Source organism: Bacillus sp. LM 4-2 (assembly GCF_000978495.1).
Taxonomy (GTDB): Bacteria; Bacillota; Bacilli; order Bacillales; family Bacillaceae; genus Bacillus; species Bacillus subtilis.
The window spans coordinates 617,931-635,727 of sequence record NZ_CP011101.1 but is presented as its reverse complement, the minus strand read 5'-3'; the positions used below and the strand labels follow the sequence as shown (position 1 = coordinate 635,727).

Sequence of the window (17,797 nt, the reverse complement as noted above, 5' to 3'; positions counted from 1 at the left end):
CTTTTTAGTATGCTCTCTTTAATGTGAAAAGTTAAACCTTTTGAAGTTGCCTATCCTTACAACGTTCTAACGAGTTAATAAATTCATCCGAATAATTTACATTTGTACACCTGGCTGCTCTACCTAAAAAACCGTTTAATGCCCTAGCAGATAAAGGTTTTAATGGATGATTTAAAAACTCTGAAATAGCTATTTGTTCTGTGTTTGCAACCCATTTTGATACGGGAACTTTATACTTTTTATCTCCGTACCCCCATGCTGCACTTGGCCAAGTCTTGGTCACTAATTCACCTTCAAAATCTGATATCGACCCTTTTGGCTGACTTAAGTTTTCACCAATCCATTTAGAAACCCTTACCGAAACAGCATTTCCCACCAATCTCCATCTGGCACCTTCTTTTATATCCTTACCTGTTTCAGTAGTGATATTTGTCCAATCTTCCGGGAATCCTTGTAGGCGCTCAGCATCCCTTATATTAATGGTCCCTACTATATCCTCGTAAGGAGACCAAACTGCAGGTGGAGAGGCTATACCTACAGACGATCCGCATTTTATAGGTGGAACTGCTTCACGTGCCCAGCCGACACCTCTTAACCCTTCCGTCCAATAAAAACCATAATAGTTGGAATGATCCACAACAGAAGGCTTTCCATCTAAATCTGGTTCTGAATGATCCTGTGAAAAAATCACATCTTTTGGATCTTCAAATAAAGAGGCTAACAAAATAACTCTATGTCTTCGTTGCGGTAAACCAAAACAACGAGCATCAACAGTTCGATATGCCCAAGTATAACCTAATTCAGAAAGGACAGATGTTAAATATGACATAGCTTTACCACGGTTTAACCTTAACATATATGGGACATTTTCAATTAGTATCCATGGAGGGCGATTTGCATGTTCTTTCTTTTCTATAAGTTCAAATAGTTTCTTAACTAAACCGGAGCGTGATCCGTCAATCCCTTCTTTACCTCCAGCTTGACTTAAATCTTGGCATGGAAACCCTGCCGCAACTAAATCACAGCTTGGTAACTCTCTAATTTCATTAATATCATCTTCTATCTTAACGCCAGGGAAGTTTTTTGATAAAACAGCTTTTGCCAAAGGATCAACCTCACAAAATATTTCTGTTGTATGTCCTGACTGATGAAGGCCAAGCTCTATTCCGCCTATGCCGGAGAATAAACTAACAACTTTCAAAGATATCAACCTCAAATCTTTTTATCTTAATTGATGTAATGCTAATAAATAGGATAGTTTGGAAGGCACAGCATTACCGATAACGTCTTGATACTGTCTCCTCCGAAGGTCACCAAAGTTAAAAAAGTCCGGGAAGAACTGAATCCTAGCTGCTTCATGGGGAGTTATCGTTCTCTTTAACAAAGAATGAACAAATCTCCCTTGACCTGTTGATCCAAACCCTCTGGTTATAGTGGGAGCAGGTCTATCCCAATACATTCTGCCATACACAGATTTGTATGAATGTGGTTTTAGCCGATGACAATCCGGTCTTTCTGAATTAGGTAATTCAAACAAGTTATTTTCAAAAAGATATTCTATTCTCCTTTTGTTTTCCAATGAATGCTCGGAAGCAGTGTTGAATATATCATCACCTACATTTTCTACTAAATCTGATATTGCCCAACTAATTGGCCTACTATTGGTTGAATAAAATTCATTTATTTGATTTAAGGAAGATACAGGAGTTTTTGAAGCAAAAATAAAATATCTACGACGTGCTTGTGAAACACCTAGTTTTTCAGCATTTAGTACGATTTCATCGAAGTAATAACCTTGTGTCTTTAAATGATTCTTAAATTCTTTAAAAGAACCAGATTTATCATGAATAATTCCTGGTACATTCTCCACTAATACTGAAGAAGGTTGGAACAACTCTATAACTCTACTTACTCTCATTAGTAAAGCGTTTCTAGGGTCTTTTCGTCTAGTATGGTTATTAAGATCAGAATGCCCTTGGCAAGGAGGACCTGCTAGAATGAAATCTATTTTTTTCACCTTATCTTTTATTCTTTGCTCTTCAACAGTTAATGGAGCACCTAACTCGCCATTAATATGTTTTTCGATGGATTCATTCAAGCTAAAATCGGGAGAAAAGTTTTTTTCGTACACAGATAAGGCAGCTTCGTTAAGATCACAAGCAAACGAAAATCTTGGATTTATCCCCAGGGCACGGCATGCCTCCCAAACCCCTAAGGATAGACCTCCACATCCACTAAATAAATCCGCAATATTTATACTCTCAGTAGTGAGCTCAGTATTGGGTCTGTTTTTCATACGGAGCCAAGATTCATCGTATAATTCATGAAGGTTCTTGTTTTCTAAATCTTGGGTGCTAAGGACCGGAACCCGTGATGTAACTCCTGAACCTGATCTACGGATTATCTTTCGGACTAAATCTGTACCATCTATATAAAAATTTTCTATGTTCTCATCTTCAATTGCCAATGATAACTGTTTATTTTCATTTAAAATAAAATTTGTCATTATATCACCCTAAGACATTATTTTCATTCTCAGAGAAAGTACCCCATACAAGAACGAATGTTCTTTATCATTATACCTTTTATACAAAACTTTTTCAGTAGCTTATATAATACTTTAAATTCATGAAAGAATGAAGGTTTTTGCTTTGGATATATCATCCTCTTGAGGGCATTTACGGTATTTTTAGTTGTAATGTGCGTTAATGAACACCTTATCATTCCTAGTATTACACTAAACTTGATCACTTAATCCTTCTATATAAGCTTGCTCACGTTACCACACCTCCATATACAATTCTAGAAGCCTTAGATCACTCTCATTCGAATTTAGCTTCTTCCTCATTCCCTGTTTTAATTTCACCAGTATGTTCAATCTATTCCTTGAAGGCCGCATTTGTTTTAGTAATATACTCAGACGCCTTTAGTCGCTCTTTAACCGAACTATTCCATCGCGTATAATAATTGTCCAAAACATTTTTACCTCAATAATGTTTGCTATGCGCTCCGCTTCTAGTTGATTATTTCTTTGCTCTATATAGTTTGAATGTCTAGTTTTGACAAGTTTTGAGAAGCTACTCTGTTGAGATTTTTCCCTTTGTTTCCGGCTAGACGCGTAGCCTCTGTTGTATTTCTAGTTTCTGTAAAGAAATCACAAAAGCGTCGTTGTCTCTCTGTCAGCTTCATTTTTTGCCCTTCCTTCTCAACTAGCCCATTATCCGCCAATGAAAAGCAACTCCCGCTTGGTGATATAACACTAGCAGGAACTATATCCTTTTTTTCGCGTCCGTTATCGTTTGAGGCTAGTTCATAATGAACACTGTTTCTTTCGATATTAGACAGTTTCTTAAAAGGGTGAATCACTCCTACACGCCATGATGAGCTATTCTTCAAAGTCCCCGCTATTCTTGATTACCGTTTTATATAAGACATTTCCTTTTATCTTAAACGGCTGGGGAATAACATTTTGATGCGATTTTTTTGTGGATTCTAAATACAATGGAAACTGAGCTTGTTCCAGTTTCCATTTGATAGCATATATGGTGAGTTTATAAAATTCCTCCAAAGAGAAATCTTTTTTATCCAGCAGAAGGTATTTATAAATCAATTCCATGGCCTTGCTAATTTCGTATGGTTCCACCTTCCAGGCTTTCAAATGTGTAGCAAATTTAAAGTATCATTTCTGCTACCAACTCTGTCGATTGGTACAGGGAATACATATTTTTCACCAGTGTTGTTGTCCTTTACATTAACAGAATTCCGTACAGGCCTCAGATAATTAGGTATTTCATCTAACTCATTAGGACTCTTAGTTACTATATATCGTCCTCAGTGTTACTTGTTGGGAAAACAATATAGCCTGCCCCAGCGATCCCAGCATCGACTATGATACCTATTTGAGTAAAAAATTTGGTTATTTGTTTAATTTTCTTTTCCCCATGTTGGTTATCCTTAAAAATAAACTGCCACCCATTAGGGTCCTAATACAATGACAATGAAAGTTTTGCGCATCTAGTAAACCTTTCACTAGCTCTCCCTGTTTTGAATCATCAATATCGATGACAATTCCGCCAGCTGGAATGCTTGCACCAATCCAATGACCTTTTCTAATCAGAATTGCTATCTCTGATCCGGATAAACCTGCGGCGACCTTCCACTTTTCTACCGGGGATTTTGCAATGGTGTATACTTTGTGGGCCCTGCTGTATCCCCTCAATTTGATTACTTTTGCACCTGGCAATAGATACTGTACATTCTCCAGTGTTTCGGAAACAAAATTATTATCACTTAGCATAATTTTCACCTCACATCGCTTATCGTTTTATTAAATTTTGCTAGTTAGGCGAAAGTGAAAGATATATCAGGCCCTCTTTTTCCTTTTAACCTCAATTGACCACCAATCAATGTATTCTTGGACTTCTTTCTTGTTAAAAAGCCATTTGTTCCCCAATCAAATAGATGGAAAATTAGGCTCGATTAAGAAGGTCTGTTGCACAGTAGGCCAGGATAAAATTAGAAATTTACAAAGCTTTTAGAATCCATCAGGATTGATTCCATCTCAAATTTATCCAATCTTTTGAAATATGAAGGGCAATTATTGACCAGTCGAGAGAAACAAAAATTATTAAACTCACTTAAAGACCAATTTGATGAAAAAAAATTAGTTAGGGACAAATAAATGGCAAAACTCAAGCAATGCGGTAAGACGTGGAGTTATCATATCTACTAGGCATTGACCCTTTAACCAAAAAACGTCTAGAAATATCCAAAGGAAGATTTAAAACAAAGAAAGAAGCCCCAGTAGCAGCCCGTCACGTAGAACTCCAAAACGACAACGGGACTTTTATTAAGGAGTCAGATATGCCCTTCAAAACATTTGCAAAAGGTTGGCTTAAGATTTACAACCGGAGTGGGGTAAAAATAAGCAGTGTACGGGCCAGTGAAAAGAAAATGATGCATTTTATCGCAGTATTGGGTCAATACCCGATTAGCAAAACACAAAAAAATGTATGAAGACCGCACGTTAGAACTGAACGAGCAATACAGTCACAATTGTTTGGGAGGTATTCATGCCTGCGGCCGTATGATTTTCCGAAAAGCTAAAACTCAAGGGATTATTAAAATGAACCCAACTGGGGATTTTCAATTACCCAAGAAGCAACAAAGCATTGGAAAAAGAGGTGCTGACACATTTTCTAAAGCTCGCTCAATCTGACGGGCTAGAAATGGACCATTTGGTCTTTACCGTACTTGCCTAGACCGACCTAAGAATTGGTGAACTTCTTGCTTTAAAATGGACAGATTTCAATGATAAGCCAGGTCACAAAGACCCTATACACCCCTAACAATCAAATTGAAAAATACCAATTGCTAACACCTAAAACAACAGGATCTGTTGATATCGTTCGAATTGATGAAACGATGTCAATCTACTAAAAAAAAATAAAATTTATCAAAATGAAATTAAGCTTAAAAATAGATTGATTTATCAAGACTCATCATTTATTTTTGAGCGGGAGGATGGTCATCCGCAATTAAGAAAGGTTATTGAGACTAGACTTAAACGGCTGCTCAAAAAAGCTGGGATAAAAAGAATGTCACCCCCCACTCTTTTAGGCATACCCATACCTCCTTACTAATTGAGGCAGGAGTAGGCATTAAAGAAATCCAGCAACAATTTGGTCATTCGGACATAAATACGACGATGGACATTTATGCTCATATGACCGCTAATATGGAGAAAAGGTCTCCCAACAGTTTAGTAAACTGATGAAAGACCTTCTCTTTTTTTATTCACGCTTTGTCTAGTTTTTTAAGACGGTTAAAACATTGATGTATAAGGGTTAATATCCCTTTATTACATCATTCCACCCATACCGCCCATGCCGCCCATATCAGGCATTCCTGCGCCGCCACCGTTTTCTTCTGGCTTGTCAGCGACAACAGCTTCTGTTGTTAAGAACATTGCAGCTACAGACGCAGCGTTTTGAAGAGCTGAGCGTGTAACTTTAGTTGGGTCAACGATACCTTTTTCGATCATGTTTACCCATTCGCCAGTTGCAGCGTTGAAGCCTACGCCGATTTCTTCGTTTTTGAGGCGCTCAACGATGACAGATCCTTCAAGACCAGCATTGTGTGCGATTTGACGGATTGGCTCTTCAAGCGCGCGAAGCACGATGTTGATACCTGTTTGAGCATCGCCTTCAGCTTCAACTGCAGCGACTTTGTTATATACGTTTACAAGCGCTGTACCGCCACCGGATACGATGCCTTCTTCAACAGCTGCGCGAGTTGAGTTCAAGGCGTCTTCGATGCGAAGTTTACGCTCTTTCAGCTCAGTTTCAGTCGCAGCGCCGACTTTGATGACAGCTACGCCGCCAGCAAGTTTCGCAAGACGCTCTTGTAATTTTTCTCTGTCGAATTCAGAAGTTGTTTCTTCCACTTGAGCGCGGATTTGAGTCACGCGGGCAGAAATTTTGTCTGTTTCGCCAGCGCCTTCAACGATTGTTGTGTTTTCTTTAGTAACGACAACTTTAGAAGCGCGTCCCAATTGAGCGATTTGAGTAGATTTCAGGTCAAGGCCAAGATCTTCTGTGATGACTTCTCCGCCAGTAAGGACAGCGATGTCTTCAAGCATTGCTTTACGGCGGTCACCGAAGCCAGGAGCTTTAACAGCAACTGCGTTGAATGTGCCGCGAAGTTTGTTCACAACAAGTGTTGCAAGTGCTTCGCCTTCAACATCCTCAGCGATCAGAAGCAATGGTTTGCCTTGCTGAACAACCTGCTCAAGCACAGGAAGGATTTCTTGAATGTTTGTGATTTTTTTGTCTGTGATTAAGATGTAAGGATTGTCAAGAACCGCTTCCATCTTATCAGAGTCAGTTACCATGTAAGGAGACGCATATCCGCGGTCGAATTGCATACCTTCAACAACTTCAAGCTCAGTTGTGAAGCCTTTAGACTCTTCGATTGTGATAACGCCGTCGTTTCCTACGCGCTCCATTGCTTCAGCGATAAGGCTTCCGACTTCCTCATCAGCAGCAGAGATCGCAGCAACCTGAGCGATAGACTCTTTGCCTTCGATTGGCTTAGAAATTTCTTTTAAGTTTTCGATCGCAACCGCTACAGCTTGTTCCATCCCTTTACGCACGCCTACAGGGTTAGCGCCTGCTGTTACGTTTTTAAGGCCTTCACGGATCATTGCTTGCGCAAGAACTGTTGCAGTTGTTGTACCGTCACCGGCAACGTCGTTTGTTTTGCTGGCTACTTCAGCAACAAGCTTAGCACCCATGTTTTCAAACGCGTCTTCTAGCTCGATTTCTTTAGCGATTGTTACACCGTCATTTGTGATTAACGGAGAACCGAATTTTTTCTCTAGAACCACGTTGCGTCCTTTTGGTCCTAAAGTTACTTTAACAGCATCAGCAAGTGCATCGACACCGCGAAGCATTGCGCGGCGAGCTTCTTCACTAAACTTAATTTCTTTTGCCATGTTTACAAGACCTCCTCAAATGTTTTAAGTATTGTTTATTTAAGAATTAGCCGATAACAGCTAAAATGTCGCTTTCACGTAAGATTAAGTATTCAGTACCTTCGTATTTCACTTCAGTACCTGCGTATTTTGAGAAGATAATGCGGTCGCCCTCTTTTACTTCTAAAGCAACGCGCTCTCCGCTTTCTAACACGCGACCTGAACCAGCTGCCACGATTTTGCCTTCTTGCGGTTTTTCTTTTGCAGAATCCGGCAACACAATTCCGCTGGCAGTTTTTTCTTCAGATTCTACGAGTTCAATGACAACGCGATCACCTAATGGCTTTAACAATGTAATAACCTCCTCAATAGTATGAATATGTAATTTTAGCACTCAGCACTAAAGAGTGCTAACACAATTCTTATAATAAAGAATCTCCCTTCCAATTTCAAGTGATAAGATAAAAAATTTTTCACGCTTACATCATTCTTTTCCGCTCCCTTTTCCGTTAGCTTTTTCACCCCCGTACCGATTATGTTACAATAGCTGTAGATGAACGAAACCCACTTAACAAAGGAGTACATACCATTTGAGAAAACAGTATTGGTTTATTATTTTGACATATATCATCATGCAGTTTTCCGCATTAATCGCGATTCCCTTGTTATTTAAATTCGGTTATGCCGGAGGACAGCCTACAGATGAAAATATGCTGCATGCACAAGGATTATGGTCCGTTATCAGCTTTATCGCCTGTCTCGTTGTTGTTCTGCTCATTCTGAGAACCGTTCCGAAAGAAACGCTGCGAAACGGACAGAAGGACTCAATCGGACTTTCTATCCTTTGGGCGATAGCCGGTTTTTTCATTGCCCTTTTCTCTCAAGGAATAGCAGGCTCTATTGAATATTATGTTTTTGGCATCGGAAGAGAATCAGAAAATACACAAGCGATTCTGGATGTCATTCAGGCAGTCCCGCTCATGATTATCGTTTCTTCCATCGTCGGGCCTATATTAGAAGAAATCATCTTCAGAAAAATCATTTTCGGCGCGCTGTACGAAAAAACGAATTTCTTTTTCGCAGGACTGATCAGCTCGGTTATCTTCGGTATTGTTCACGCTGATTTGAAGCATCTTCTTCTATATACAGCAATGGGCTTTACCTTTGCCTTTTTATATGCGAGAACAAAACGGATATGGGTGCCGATTTTCGCCCATTTAATGATGAATACATTCGTCGTCATCATGCAGCTTGAGCCTGTTCGGAATTACCTTGAACAGCAGAGCACACAAATGCAATTGATTATTGGAGGATTATTTTTATGAGAAACCCGGTAGTTTGGGGAATGATCTACTTTGCCGTAGGGTGCATCTTTACTTATCTTGCCGCAAGCTCGCCAGGCAGCATGTGGTCATTTTACTCCATCCTGCTGATGGTGTTCGCCGCTTACAACATCAGCATTTCTTTTAAGATGTTCGCCTTTTCATTTAAAATCAAAAAGAACCAAAAATAAAGAAAATCCATTTCTGAATGAGAAATGGATTCAAATTAAATCCTAAAACGGCTTTCGTTTTAGGATTTTGTCATTTTCAGCGTGATTGAAAACCCTTGAAGTCTAGGAAAGGCGAGCATTGGATCGGAGCGAATGTTTTCATTCGTGAGCACCAACGCACAGACTTGACAACGAATGCGGGGGTTTGTCAACACGCTGAATCCATTTCTCGCATGAGAAATGGATTTTTTATTATTGCCCAGAAGACACGTCCTGATCGGCTGCACTGCTTTTCTGCGCTTTCCGATAGGCGGCCTTCGATATCAGAATACTGATTTCATATAAAATCAAAAGCGGGACTGTGACCATCATATGGGACAGAAGCTCAGGCGGTGTAATCAGGGCTGCGATCACCAGCAGCGTAAAATACGCATACTTTCTGATTTTCGCCAAGAACATCGGTGTCACAATTCCGAGCCTGGTCAAAAACATGAGGATGACCGGCATTTGGAACAGCAGTCCAAACGGAATCGTCAGCTGCAGAAGAAAATGAAAATATTCATTAATTCCGATCACCTGATTGACATTCAAGTCCTGAGAGATCCGCTTCATAAAATCAACAACAAAAGGAAATAAAATATAATATGAAAAAGATAAGCCCGCTAAAAACAGCAAAATAGAGATCGGAATGTAGCTGAGCGTTACTTTGCGCTCTTTCTCATAGAGGCCCGGGCTCACAAAAGCCCAAAGCTGATAAAGAATAACTGGCGAGGTCAGGACTATGCCGATGATAAACGCAAACTGCATAAACACATAAAGCGGGTCTGTCAGGTTAAACGCGTTAAGCGTAAGCTGCTTCGCTTCATCTGTTTCTTGCAGATACACAATAATCGGCTTCGCTAAAAAAAATCCAGCTATAAAGAAAACGACAAACGCCAGCGCTACAATCAGCAACCGTTTTCGAAGCTCAGCAATATGCTCCAGCAGCGACATTTGATTCACTTTCATTCGTGTCATCCTAACTTACTGATCTTCTTTCTTTTTTTCCTCTTCATCACTCGTTAATCCTTTTGTAGCGTTTTTGAATTCACGAAGTGTGTCTCCCGCTGCTTTCCCCAATTCAGGCAGCTTTTTAGGACCGAAGATAATCAGAGCAACGATTGCGATAACAGCAAGGCTTCCAGGACCGATCGGCATATTTGGGCTCCTCCTTTCCCTCTATTCGATTTCCTCTAAAACTGAATAATGCTTCAAAAAATAAACCAGTGACTGAAGCTCAACTGCTAAATCTATATGATGAATTCGAATGTGTTCCGGCACATTCAAACGGGCCGGCGTAAAATTAAGGATTCCCTTGATTCCTAATGCGACCAATCTGTCTGTAATGGATTGAGCGGCAACTGCTGGCACTGTAAGAATGGCAACTGATTCATCTTTTACGTGTTGTTCAAGGTCATCAAGGTTATAGACGGGCACGCCGCCTACCTCAGTTCCTATTTTACTCTCATTTATATCAAAAGCCATAGAAATTTTTGTGTTATTATTTTTTGTGAAATTATAGTGAAGAAATGCCGTTCCCAAGTTTCCGACACCAATCAAGATGACGTCTGTCATCTCATCCTGATCTAGCGTTTTCCGGAAAAAAGACAGCAAATAATCCACATTATATCCGTATCCTTTTTTGCCAAGAGCTCCAAAATAGGAAAAATCCCTCCGAATCGTGGCAGAATCAACCTTTACGGCATCACTGAGTTCAGCGGATGATACACGCTGTTTTCCTGACGCATGCAGATTCTTTAAAAAGCGATAGTAAAGCGGCAGCCGTTTCGCCGTCGCCTGCGGAATTTTTGATTGATCCTTATTCATTTTTGGTCCTCCAAATTATACTCGGATAGTTCTCTTTTAAAGTCACCGTTTTTCCCGCCTGTCTTCTCCAGCAAGAAAGTAGGGCCGATGACCATCCCCTTATCAAGGGCCTTGCACATATCGTAAACGGTAAGAGCACACACCGATGCAGAAGTGAGCGCTTCCATTTCCACACCTGTACTCCCTTTCGTTTTGACCTGTGCTTTTATATGAAGTATAACTTCTACTTCTTTTATTTTCCAGTCAAAAGATATATCTACCCCGCTCAATGAAAGCGGATGGCACATCGGAATGATATTCGACGTTTGCTTTGCGGCCATAATGCCTGCCACCTGTGCGACAGCCAGTACATCTCCTTTGCCGATATCGTGACTTTGTATTTTCTCGTACACTTCATTCTTCATGTGTACGCTTGAAACAGCCGCCGCAGTACGGACAGTCGAAGATTTTTCGCTAATATCCACCATCTGGGCTCTGCCCTGTTCATTAAAATGAGAAAATCCATTCATATTAAAACGCTCCTTAAACAGATCATACACTATTTTCTTCTCTATGTCTTATATGGCCAATGTATTGTTTGCTGACTTCTGGTTCATAAGCTACACTTAACTTATTATAGCAGAGGTGAAATAATATGATGATCTTACAAGTTAATCAGCTGTCCAAATCATTTGGTGCTGATACTATTTTAAACAATATAAAGCTGGAAGTCAGAAATCGTGATCGCATCGCCATTGTAGGAAGAAATGGCGCCGGAAAATCCACGCTCCTTAAAATTATCGCAGGCCAGCTTTCGTATGAAAAGGGCGAAATTATTAAACCGAAAGATATTACAATGGGATATCTCGCCCAGCATACTGGCTTGGATTCTAAGCTTACCATAAAAGAAGAGCTGCTGACTGTTTTTGACCACTTAAAAGCAATGGAAAAGGAAATGCGGGCTATGGAAGAAAAAATGGCGGCAGCTGACCCGGGTGAATTAGAAAGCATCATGAAAACCTACGACCGCCTTCAGCAGGAATTCAAAGATAAAGGCGGCTATCAATATGAAGCGGATGTAAGATCTGTGCTGCATGGTCTCGGCTTCAGCCATTTTGACGATTCTACACAGGTTCAAAGCCTCAGCGGAGGCCAGAAAACAAGACTGGCTTTAGGTAAGCTTCTGTTAACACAGCCTGATTTGCTCATTCTCGATGAGCCGACAAACCATCTGGATATTGATACGCTTACCTGGCTTGAGCATTATTTGCAAGGCTATTCAGGCGCCATTCTCATCGTTTCGCATGACCGCTACTTTTTGGACAAAGTAGTAAACCAGGTATACGAGGTATCAAGAGCAGAAAGCAAAAAGTATCACGGCAACTACAGCGCTTATCTCGACCAAAAAGCCGCGCAGTATGAAAAAGATCTGAAAATGTATGAAAAGCAGCAGGACGAAATTGCAAAGCTGCAGGACTTCGTAGACCGAAATCTGGCGAGAGCCTCTACCACCAAAAGGGCGCAAAGCCGCAGAAAGCAACTGGAGCGAATGGAAGTCATGTCAAAACCGCTTGGCGATGAAAAATCCGCAAACTTTCATTTTGATATTACAAAACAGAGCGGAAATGAAGTCCTCCGTGTTCAGGATCTCACAATCAGCTATGAAAACCAGCCGCCGCTTTTAACAGAAGTGTCATTCATGCTGACAAGAGGAGAAAGCGCCGCGCTTGTCGGCCCTAACGGAATTGGTAAATCAACATTGCTGAAAACATTGATAGACACCCTAAAACCAGATCAAGGAACGATCTCATACGGCTCAAATGTCAGTGTCGGCTATTATGATCAGGAACAGGCTGAGCTGACTTCCTCTAAACGTGTCCTTGATGAGCTGTGGGACGAGTACCCCGGGCTCCCAGAAAAAGAAATCAGAACGTGTCTCGGAAATTTCTTATTCTCCGGAGATGATGTGCTGAAACCAGTTCATTCACTGAGCGGAGGCGAAAAAGCAAGATTGGCTCTAGCTAAGCTGATGCTTCAAAAAGCCAACTTTCTCATCCTTGATGAACCGACTAACCATCTGGATTTAGACAGCAAAGAAGTTCTCGAAAACGCGCTGATTGATTATCCAGGCACACTGTTATTTGTCTCACATGACAGATATTTTATTAACAGAATCGCCACAAGAGTATTGGAGCTTTCTTCAAGCCATATAGAGGAGTATCTGGGAGATTACGATTATTATACAGAGAAAAAAACAGAGCAGCTTGAATTGGAGAAAATAAATCAACAAGAGGAAACTGAAAAAACGCCAGCTACAGTGAAGTCTGACTCCAAACGTTCCTACGAGGAAGAAAAAGAATGGAAAAAGAAAGAGCGCCAACGACTCCGTCGGATTGAAGAAATTGAAACCACTGTTCAAACCATTGAAGAAAACATCAGCCGCAATGATGAATTGCTATGTGACCCTGAAGTCTATCAGGATCATGAAAAAGTACAAGCTATCCATGCAGACAATGAGAAGCTCAATCAGGAGCTGGAATCTCTTTTGTCCGAATGGGAAGAACTATCCACAGAAGAAGATTAAAAAAGTCAAGCACCTCTTTTTAGAGGTGCTTTTTATCCACAGAACATACCCTAATAAGCAAAACAAAGTAAGCGCTTTATACACAATATCCACAAAATATTCTGAATTTATCCACTTTATTAACAGCGACTTCAGCCCTTTATCCATCTATATCTCTATAATTACTCACAGACATGTGGATAAATTGTGAATTATCTGTTAATAACAAACATATAAAAAGTCTCACGCTATTATCTCGTGAGACTTTTATAAGAAGTCAATTCAAGGCCGGGCTGGCCATTCATATCATATGCACCGCGAATTCCTTTTTCAAAAGCAATTGTACCAGCAGCAGCAATCATCGCAGCATTATCCGTGCATAAAGCTAATGGAGGAATGACAAGCGTAATCCCTTCATGCTGGGCAAATTCCTTTTCTAATGCAGCTCTGAGGCCTCTGTTTGCAGCTACTCCTCCGGCTAAAAGGACCTGTTTGACATCATATTCCTTTGCCGCGCGCGCCGTTTTGGTTACCAAGACATCGATCACACTATTTTGGAAGCTGGCAGACAAATCTTCCGGAGCAATCTCTTGCCCTTTTTGGGATGCATTATGAAGCGTATTGATCACTGCAGACTTCAACCCGCTAAAGCTGAAGTTGTAAGAGCCTTCTTCAAGCCATGCGCGAGGAAGCGGAATATTGTCTTTCCCTTTTTCAGCTAGCTTGTCAATTTGCGGTCCACCCGGATATGGCAATCCCATCGTCCGCGCCACTTTGTCGTAAGCTTCTCCTGCCGCATCATCAAGGGTTTCCCCAATGACTTCAAATGATCCATGTTCCTTCATATAAACCAGTTCTGTATGGCCTCCTGAAACGACCAATGCCAGTGCCGGGAACACGATGTCTTCTACAAGACGGTTCGCGTATATATGACCGGCTATATGATGAACGCCTACTAACGGAATGTTATGTGCAAAGCTCAATGCTTTAGCGGCATTCACTCCAATAAGAAGCGCCCCCACCAGTCCCGGACCTTCTGTTACTGCAATCGCATCAATATCACTATACGTCATGCCAGCTTTGCGAAACGCCTCTTCTATAACCAAAGTGATTTGTTCAACATGATGTCTTGAAGCAATTTCCGGAACAACGCCTCCGAAGCGCTTATGGCTTTCAATTTGAGAGGCTACTACGTTTGAAATGATCTCTTTCCCGTTTTTCACAATAGCTGCAGCAGTCTCATCACAGCTTGTTTCAATTCCTAATACGTACATGTCTTTTTGCTCACTCATTTATCGTCACCCACATAATTAACGCATCTTCCCCGTTATCAGTATAATAGTTCTTTCTTATTCCGCCGGGCTGCATCCCGAATTTCTTATATAAGCCTTGAGCAGGATGATTCGAAACCCTCACTTCAAGCGAAAGCCGCCTTGCGTCTTTTTCTTTGCACAGTTCAATAGCTGAGCGAAAAAGCGTTTCTCCTAAAGACTGGCCGCGATACTCTGGTTTTATCGCTATATTTGTAATTTGGGCATCGTCCATCACAATCCAAATCCCGCAATACCCAGCAAGATGGCCGTCCTTTTCAATCACGAGATAATGAGCATACGGATTTTCCAGCAGCTCATGATAAAACGAATCCTTCGTCCAAGGAGACGTAAAGGAGGATGCTTCGATTTCGTATACGTGATCTATATCTTCAGGCCGCATATTTCTGACCGCTGCTTTTGTTTTCATCCTATCACCCTACTTTTGACTTTCAATCCATTTCGCTTCAGCTTCTGCCAGCCGCAAGTAATCCGGGACAAGCCCATGAACATCAGCTGCTTCCTTTTCCTTCCCGAGAAAAGCCAATTCTGAAGGACGCGGGTTATGCTGGGCGGCAGTTCCAATGAACCCTTTTGTTCCAAGCACATCCTCGATCATCTGCTTGTGAAGAGAAGTATCATGGCCTAAAAACAAAACAGGGCGGTCCTTTTCTTTTAGCATCTCCAGCCAATCTGCCAGCATCACATTTTGATCTGGAACAACTTGCTCTAAAAGCCCATTTTTATATTGATACAGACCTGTGTACACCTGTCCCCGTCTAGCATCAAAGATTGGGCTGATCAGACCGTCAAAATGCCGGCCATTTGCCGCAAGCGTCTCAAGACTTGATACAGCACTTATTGGAATGTCTAAAGACCAGGCAAGTGTTTTGGCCAACGTCACACCTATTCTTACTCCTGTGTATGAACCAGGGCCTTTTGCAACGACAATTTTAGAAAGGTCCTGCGGTGCCATATCACAATCATTCAGCAATGAATGAACAGCAGGCATCGCTCTTACAGAGTGGTTTTTTTTCAAGTATGTAATGTATTCTGCTATAACGGTGTCTTCTCGAAGCAGCGCAATGCCCAATGTATAATTTGATGTATCAATTGCTAATATTGTCATGTCTACTTAACTCCTCACAAAGCATTTCATACCGATTCCCGACAGCAGTAAAGGTAATTTCCCGCTCATCATCACCAGCTCTTTTGATGACAATTTGCAGTCGCTCCTGCGGCAGCTGTTCTTCAATTAAATGAGCCCATTCAACGAGACAGACACCTTGTCCGTGAAAATATTCATCAAGTCCCAAATCTTCACTTTCATCTTCCATTCTATACACATCCATATGATAAAGAGGAAGTAAGCCATCGTTATATTCTTTTATAATTGTAAAAGTCGGACTGTTTACAACACGTGTAATTCCCAGCCCTTCTGCAAAACCTTTCGTAAAAGTCGTTTTTCCTGCACCTAAATCGCCCTCTAATGTCAGGACGTCTCCCGGTTTAGCAAACGATGCCGTCAGCTTGGCAATTGCTTTTGTTTCTTCTGGATTTACAGTTCTCCATTTTAATTGCTTCACACGAGTCACCCGTCTTATTTAAAATGATTATATCCCTTTTTCTCTAAGATCATTGATGTTTGATCTGTTTTTAGGATCACTTTAGATTTTGTTTTTTCCCTGACATGGCCAATCTTTGTAATGGGAAGTTGACGTGCTGCGCACTGTTGCTTCAACACTTCCCACTCCTCATTTGAAACCGTCCCTGTCAGCTCAAAATCCTCACCGCCAAACAAAGCCCATTCTTTCCAGTTAGGATGAAGCTTAGGTAAATCAGAATGAATTGGAAGCATGCTTTCATCAATTTCAATTGAAACACAGCTGGCTTCTGCAATCTCGTTCAGTTCACTAGCCAATCCGTCACTAACATCATTTAAAGCTGCCCGTTTAAAAATCGAGCATAATCTGCCGACGCTTACTCTTGGCTCAGGCCGTTTATGCCTGTGGATAAAGTAATCCGTTTCCACAGATGAGTTTTGAGGATTAGTCTCTTCCAGCAATAAAGAAAGCCCTGCTGCAGAAGAACCGATTTCACCGGTTACAAACACAATATCATTCGGTTTTGCTAAGCTGCGCAAACAGGCCTGTCCCTTTTCAACTTCACCGATCACAGTGACTGTAACGACTAATTTGTCAGCGGTAGAAACTGTATCGCCGCCAATCAGATCCATCTGATATAGTTTCGCCAGTTCATTCATTCCTTCATACATCGCCTTGATTTCGGATGCCGTCCATTTTGAAGGTACCGCAAGTGATACCAAATAAAATTTCGGAATGCCTCCCATCGCGGCAATATCACTTATATTAACGGCTAACGCCTTATACCCGATATCTTCAGGTGAGGAATAGTGTAATTTGAAGTGCACGTCTTCTACCATAGTATCAACACAAACAATTTCCTGAACGCCGTGTTTCGCAGTGTAGAGCGCTGCATCATCACCTATTCCTACATCAACGGAAGAATGGTGAATGGTCCGCGGAGTAATGCTATGTATCAAATCAAATTCATCCATGAACCAAAACCTCCTTTCAACCCTGCTTATGCCTATTTGTGCTCTTCCTAGTTTATCGAATTTTGCTGGAATATCCAAGATGTTCCCGATATAAAGAAAGCTTGGCTATGACACCAAGCAGAAGATACAGTAAAAGAAAACACAAAAAAAACGAAAACATGATCGTTTCGTTTACATTAATGGCGGTCCGGACGGGACTCGAACCCGCGACCTCCTGCGTGACAGGCAGGCATTCTAACCAACTGAACTACCGGACCATATTTGTATAAGATTATTTTAGTTGTACCCTTAGGACACTACTTATTTAATCATATATTTGGTTGCGGGGGCAGGATTTGAACCTGCGACCTTCGGGTTATGAGCCCGACGAGCTACCGAACTGCTCCACCCCGCGATGATAAAAGTAATGCTTGGCGGCGTCCTACTCTCACAGGGGGAAACCCCCGACTACCATCGGCGCTGAAGAGCTTAACTTCCGTGTTCGGTATGGGAACGGGTGTGACCTCTTCGCTATCGCCACCAAACAAATTGAGAG

General features: G+C 41.3%; 21 protein-coding genes, 2 tRNA genes and 1 rRNA gene. 5 read left to right on the top strand and 19 right to left on the bottom strand.

The window, feature by feature from the left end:
• Positions 1-31 precede the first annotated feature (31 nt).
• The 5 genes from bslm_RS03275 to bslm_RS03255 form a co-directional block, all read right to left on the bottom strand.
• Positions 32-1,201: a type-2 restriction-modification system methylase BsuMB gene (locus tag bslm_RS03275; RefSeq protein ID WP_003242904.1), complete on the bottom strand. Its 1,170-nt coding sequence runs from the start codon at positions 1,199-1,201 to the stop codon at positions 32-34.
• 21 nt (positions 1,202-1,222) lie between these two features.
• Positions 1,223-2,506: a type-2 restriction-modification system methylase BsuMA gene (locus bslm_RS03270; RefSeq protein ID WP_003234063.1), complete on the bottom strand. Its 1,284-nt coding sequence runs from the start codon at positions 2,504-2,506 to the stop codon at positions 1,223-1,225.
• A 530-nt stretch (positions 2,507-3,036) separates the two neighbouring features.
• Complete coding sequence (locus bslm_RS03265; protein ID WP_223257636.1) at positions 3,037-3,189, bottom strand: terminase small subunit; 153 nt, start codon at positions 3,187-3,189, stop codon at positions 3,037-3,039.
• Positions 3,190-3,385: 196 nt separating this feature from the next.
• Positions 3,386-3,658 carry a hypothetical protein gene (locus bslm_RS03260; protein ID WP_010886427.1) on the bottom strand — a complete coding sequence of 91 codons (273 nt, stop codon included), beginning with the start codon at positions 3,656-3,658 and terminating at the stop codon, positions 3,386-3,388.
• Between the two features lie 258 nt (positions 3,659-3,916).
• Positions 3,917-4,297 (bottom strand): hypothetical protein, encoded by a 381-nt coding sequence (locus tag bslm_RS03255; protein ID WP_003243716.1) that lies wholly within the window; start codon positions 4,295-4,297, stop codon positions 3,917-3,919.
• 413 nt (positions 4,298-4,710) lie between these two features.
• Between bslm_RS03255 and bslm_RS21620 the strand changes: the two genes are divergently transcribed.
• Positions 4,711-5,016: an Arm DNA-binding domain-containing protein gene (locus bslm_RS21620; protein WP_009966699.1), complete on the top strand. Its 306-nt coding sequence runs from the start codon at positions 4,711-4,713 to the stop codon at positions 5,014-5,016.
• Between the two features lie 625 nt (positions 5,017-5,641).
• Positions 5,642-5,773, top strand: a complete 132-nt coding sequence (locus bslm_RS21615; RefSeq protein ID WP_223257635.1) for an integrase — start codon at positions 5,642-5,644, stop codon at positions 5,771-5,773.
• An 87-nt stretch (positions 5,774-5,860) separates the two neighbouring features.
• On the opposite strand, the gene groL is transcribed toward bslm_RS21615, so the two are convergent.
• Positions 5,861-7,495 carry a chaperonin GroEL gene (gene groL, locus bslm_RS03245; RefSeq protein WP_003243151.1) on the bottom strand — a complete coding sequence of 545 codons (1,635 nt, stop codon included), beginning with the start codon at positions 7,493-7,495 and terminating at the stop codon, positions 5,861-5,863.
• Between the two features lie 46 nt (positions 7,496-7,541).
• A complete protein-coding gene (gene groES, locus bslm_RS03240; RefSeq protein WP_003155970.1) occupies positions 7,542-7,826 on the bottom strand; it encodes a co-chaperone GroES in 285 nt (94 codons plus the stop codon).
• Positions 7,827-8,064: 238 nt separating this feature from the next.
• On the opposite strand from groES, the gene bslm_RS03235 reads away from it, so the two are divergent.
• Together bslm_RS03235 and bslm_RS03230 are read left to right on the top strand one after the other, a co-directional pair.
• Positions 8,065-8,799: a CPBP family intramembrane glutamic endopeptidase gene (locus bslm_RS03235; protein ID WP_003234069.1), complete on the top strand. Its 735-nt coding sequence runs from the start codon at positions 8,065-8,067 to the stop codon at positions 8,797-8,799.
• A complete protein-coding gene (locus bslm_RS03230; RefSeq protein WP_003225680.1) occupies positions 8,796-8,987 on the top strand; it encodes a YdiK family protein in 192 nt (63 codons plus the stop codon). The genes bslm_RS03235 and bslm_RS03230 overlap by 4 nt, the downstream gene beginning before the upstream one ends.
• Before the next feature lie 231 nt (positions 8,988-9,218).
• Here bslm_RS03230 and tatC read toward each other — a convergent pair whose 3' ends face one another.
• From tatC to moaC, 4 genes are read right to left on the bottom strand one after another with little or no spacing between them, the layout of a single operon-like run.
• Entirely contained in the window at positions 9,219-9,983 is a 765-nt protein-coding gene (gene tatC, locus bslm_RS03225; RefSeq protein ID WP_015252680.1) for a twin-arginine translocase subunit TatC, read from the bottom strand.
• Between the two features lie 6 nt (positions 9,984-9,989).
• Entirely contained in the window at positions 9,990-10,163 is a 174-nt protein-coding gene (gene tatAY / locus bslm_RS03220; protein ID WP_003234072.1) for a sec-independent protein translocase protein TatAY, read from the bottom strand.
• A gap of 21 nt (positions 10,164-10,184) precedes the next feature.
• Positions 10,185-10,832: a redox-sensing transcriptional repressor Rex gene (locus tag bslm_RS03215; RefSeq protein WP_003234073.1), complete on the bottom strand. Its 648-nt coding sequence runs from the start codon at positions 10,830-10,832 to the stop codon at positions 10,185-10,187.
• Positions 10,829-11,341 (bottom strand): cyclic pyranopterin monophosphate synthase MoaC, encoded by a 513-nt coding sequence (gene moaC, locus bslm_RS03210; protein ID WP_046380818.1) that lies wholly within the window; start codon positions 11,339-11,341, stop codon positions 10,829-10,831. Before moaC ends, bslm_RS03215 begins: the two co-directional genes overlap by 4 nt.
• 125 nt (positions 11,342-11,466) lie before the next feature.
• Here moaC and bslm_RS03205 point away from each other — a divergent pair, with 125 nt between their 5' ends.
• Positions 11,467-13,395, top strand: coding sequence for an ABC-F family ATP-binding cassette domain-containing protein (locus tag bslm_RS03205; RefSeq protein WP_029317385.1), 1,929 nt, complete (start codon positions 11,467-11,469; stop codon positions 13,393-13,395).
• A gap of 230 nt (positions 13,396-13,625) precedes the next feature.
• Here bslm_RS03205 and tsaD read toward each other — a convergent pair whose 3' ends face one another.
• From tsaD to rrf, 8 genes are all read right to left on the bottom strand, one after another.
• Entirely contained in the window at positions 13,626-14,666 is a 1,041-nt protein-coding gene (tsaD, locus tag bslm_RS03200) for a tRNA (adenosine(37)-N6)-threonylcarbamoyltransferase complex transferase subunit TsaD (protein ID WP_038428442.1), read from the bottom strand.
• Positions 14,659-15,114: a ribosomal protein S18-alanine N-acetyltransferase gene (gene rimI / locus bslm_RS03195; RefSeq protein ID WP_046380817.1), complete on the bottom strand. Its 456-nt coding sequence runs from the start codon at positions 15,112-15,114 to the stop codon at positions 14,659-14,661. The genes tsaD and rimI overlap by 8 nt, the downstream gene beginning before the upstream one ends.
• Before the next feature lie 9 nt (positions 15,115-15,123).
• A complete protein-coding gene (tsaB, locus tag bslm_RS03190) occupies positions 15,124-15,813 on the bottom strand; it encodes a tRNA (adenosine(37)-N6)-threonylcarbamoyltransferase complex dimerization subunit type 1 TsaB (protein ID WP_003234078.1) in 690 nt (229 codons plus the stop codon).
• Positions 15,794-16,270: a tRNA (adenosine(37)-N6)-threonylcarbamoyltransferase complex ATPase subunit type 1 TsaE gene (gene tsaE / locus bslm_RS03185; protein WP_021481343.1), complete on the bottom strand. Its 477-nt coding sequence runs from the start codon at positions 16,268-16,270 to the stop codon at positions 15,794-15,796. The genes tsaB and tsaE overlap by 20 nt, the downstream gene beginning before the upstream one ends.
• 14 nt (positions 16,271-16,284) lie before the next feature.
• Entirely contained in the window at positions 16,285-17,262 is a 978-nt protein-coding gene (thiL, locus tag bslm_RS03180) for a thiamine-phosphate kinase (RefSeq protein WP_046380816.1), read from the bottom strand.
• Positions 17,263-17,442: 180 nt separating this feature from the next.
• Positions 17,443-17,519, bottom strand: a tRNA-Asp gene (locus tag bslm_RS03175).
• Between the two features lie 60 nt (positions 17,520-17,579).
• A tRNA-Met gene (locus tag bslm_RS03170) sits at positions 17,580-17,656 on the bottom strand.
• Between the two features lie 14 nt (positions 17,657-17,670).
• A 5S ribosomal RNA gene (gene rrf, locus bslm_RS03165) occupies positions 17,671-17,786 on the bottom strand.
• Positions 17,787-17,797: the final 11 nt, after the last annotated feature.

Excerpts from the sequence above, each read along its gene's own strand:
- bslm_RS03270 (WP_003234063.1), bottom strand. The coding sequence starts at position 2,506 with ATGACAAATTTTATTTTAAATGAAAATAAACAGTTATCATTGGCAATT.
- bslm_RS03265 (WP_223257636.1), bottom strand. The coding sequence starts at position 3,189 with ATGAAGCTGACAGAGAGACAACGACGCTTTTGTGATTTCTTTACAGAA.
- bslm_RS03255 (WP_003243716.1), bottom strand. The coding sequence starts at position 4,297 with ATGCTAAGTGATAATAATTTTGTTTCCGAAACACTGGAGAATGTACAG.
- groL (WP_003243151.1), bottom strand. The coding sequence starts at position 7,495 with ATGGCAAAAGAAATTAAGTTTAGTGAAGAAGCTCGCCGCGCAATGCTT.
- bslm_RS03230 (WP_003225680.1), top strand. The coding sequence starts at position 8,796 with ATGAGAAACCCGGTAGTTTGGGGAATGATCTACTTTGCCGTAGGGTGC.
- tatC (WP_015252680.1), bottom strand. The coding sequence starts at position 9,983 with ATGACACGAATGAAAGTGAATCAAATGTCGCTGCTGGAGCATATTGCT.
- tatAY (WP_003234072.1), bottom strand. The coding sequence starts at position 10,163 with ATGCCGATCGGTCCTGGAAGCCTTGCTGTTATCGCAATCGTTGCTCTG.
- bslm_RS03215 (WP_003234073.1), bottom strand. The coding sequence starts at position 10,832 with ATGAATAAGGATCAATCAAAAATTCCGCAGGCGACGGCGAAACGGCTG.
- moaC (WP_046380818.1), bottom strand. The coding sequence starts at position 11,341 with ATGAATGGATTTTCTCATTTTAATGAACAGGGCAGAGCCCAGATGGTG.
- bslm_RS03205 (WP_029317385.1), top strand. The coding sequence starts at position 11,467 with ATGATGATCTTACAAGTTAATCAGCTGTCCAAATCATTTGGTGCTGAT.
- tsaD (WP_038428442.1), bottom strand. The coding sequence starts at position 14,666 with ATGAGTGAGCAAAAAGACATGTACGTATTAGGAATTGAAACAAGCTGT.
- rimI (WP_046380817.1), bottom strand. The coding sequence starts at position 15,114 with ATGAAAACAAAAGCAGCGGTCAGAAATATGCGGCCTGAAGATATAGAT.
- tsaB (WP_003234078.1), bottom strand. The coding sequence starts at position 15,813 with ATGACAATATTAGCAATTGATACATCAAATTATACATTGGGCATTGCG.
- thiL (WP_046380816.1), bottom strand. The coding sequence starts at position 17,262 with ATGGATGAATTTGATTTGATACATAGCATTACTCCGCGGACCATTCAC.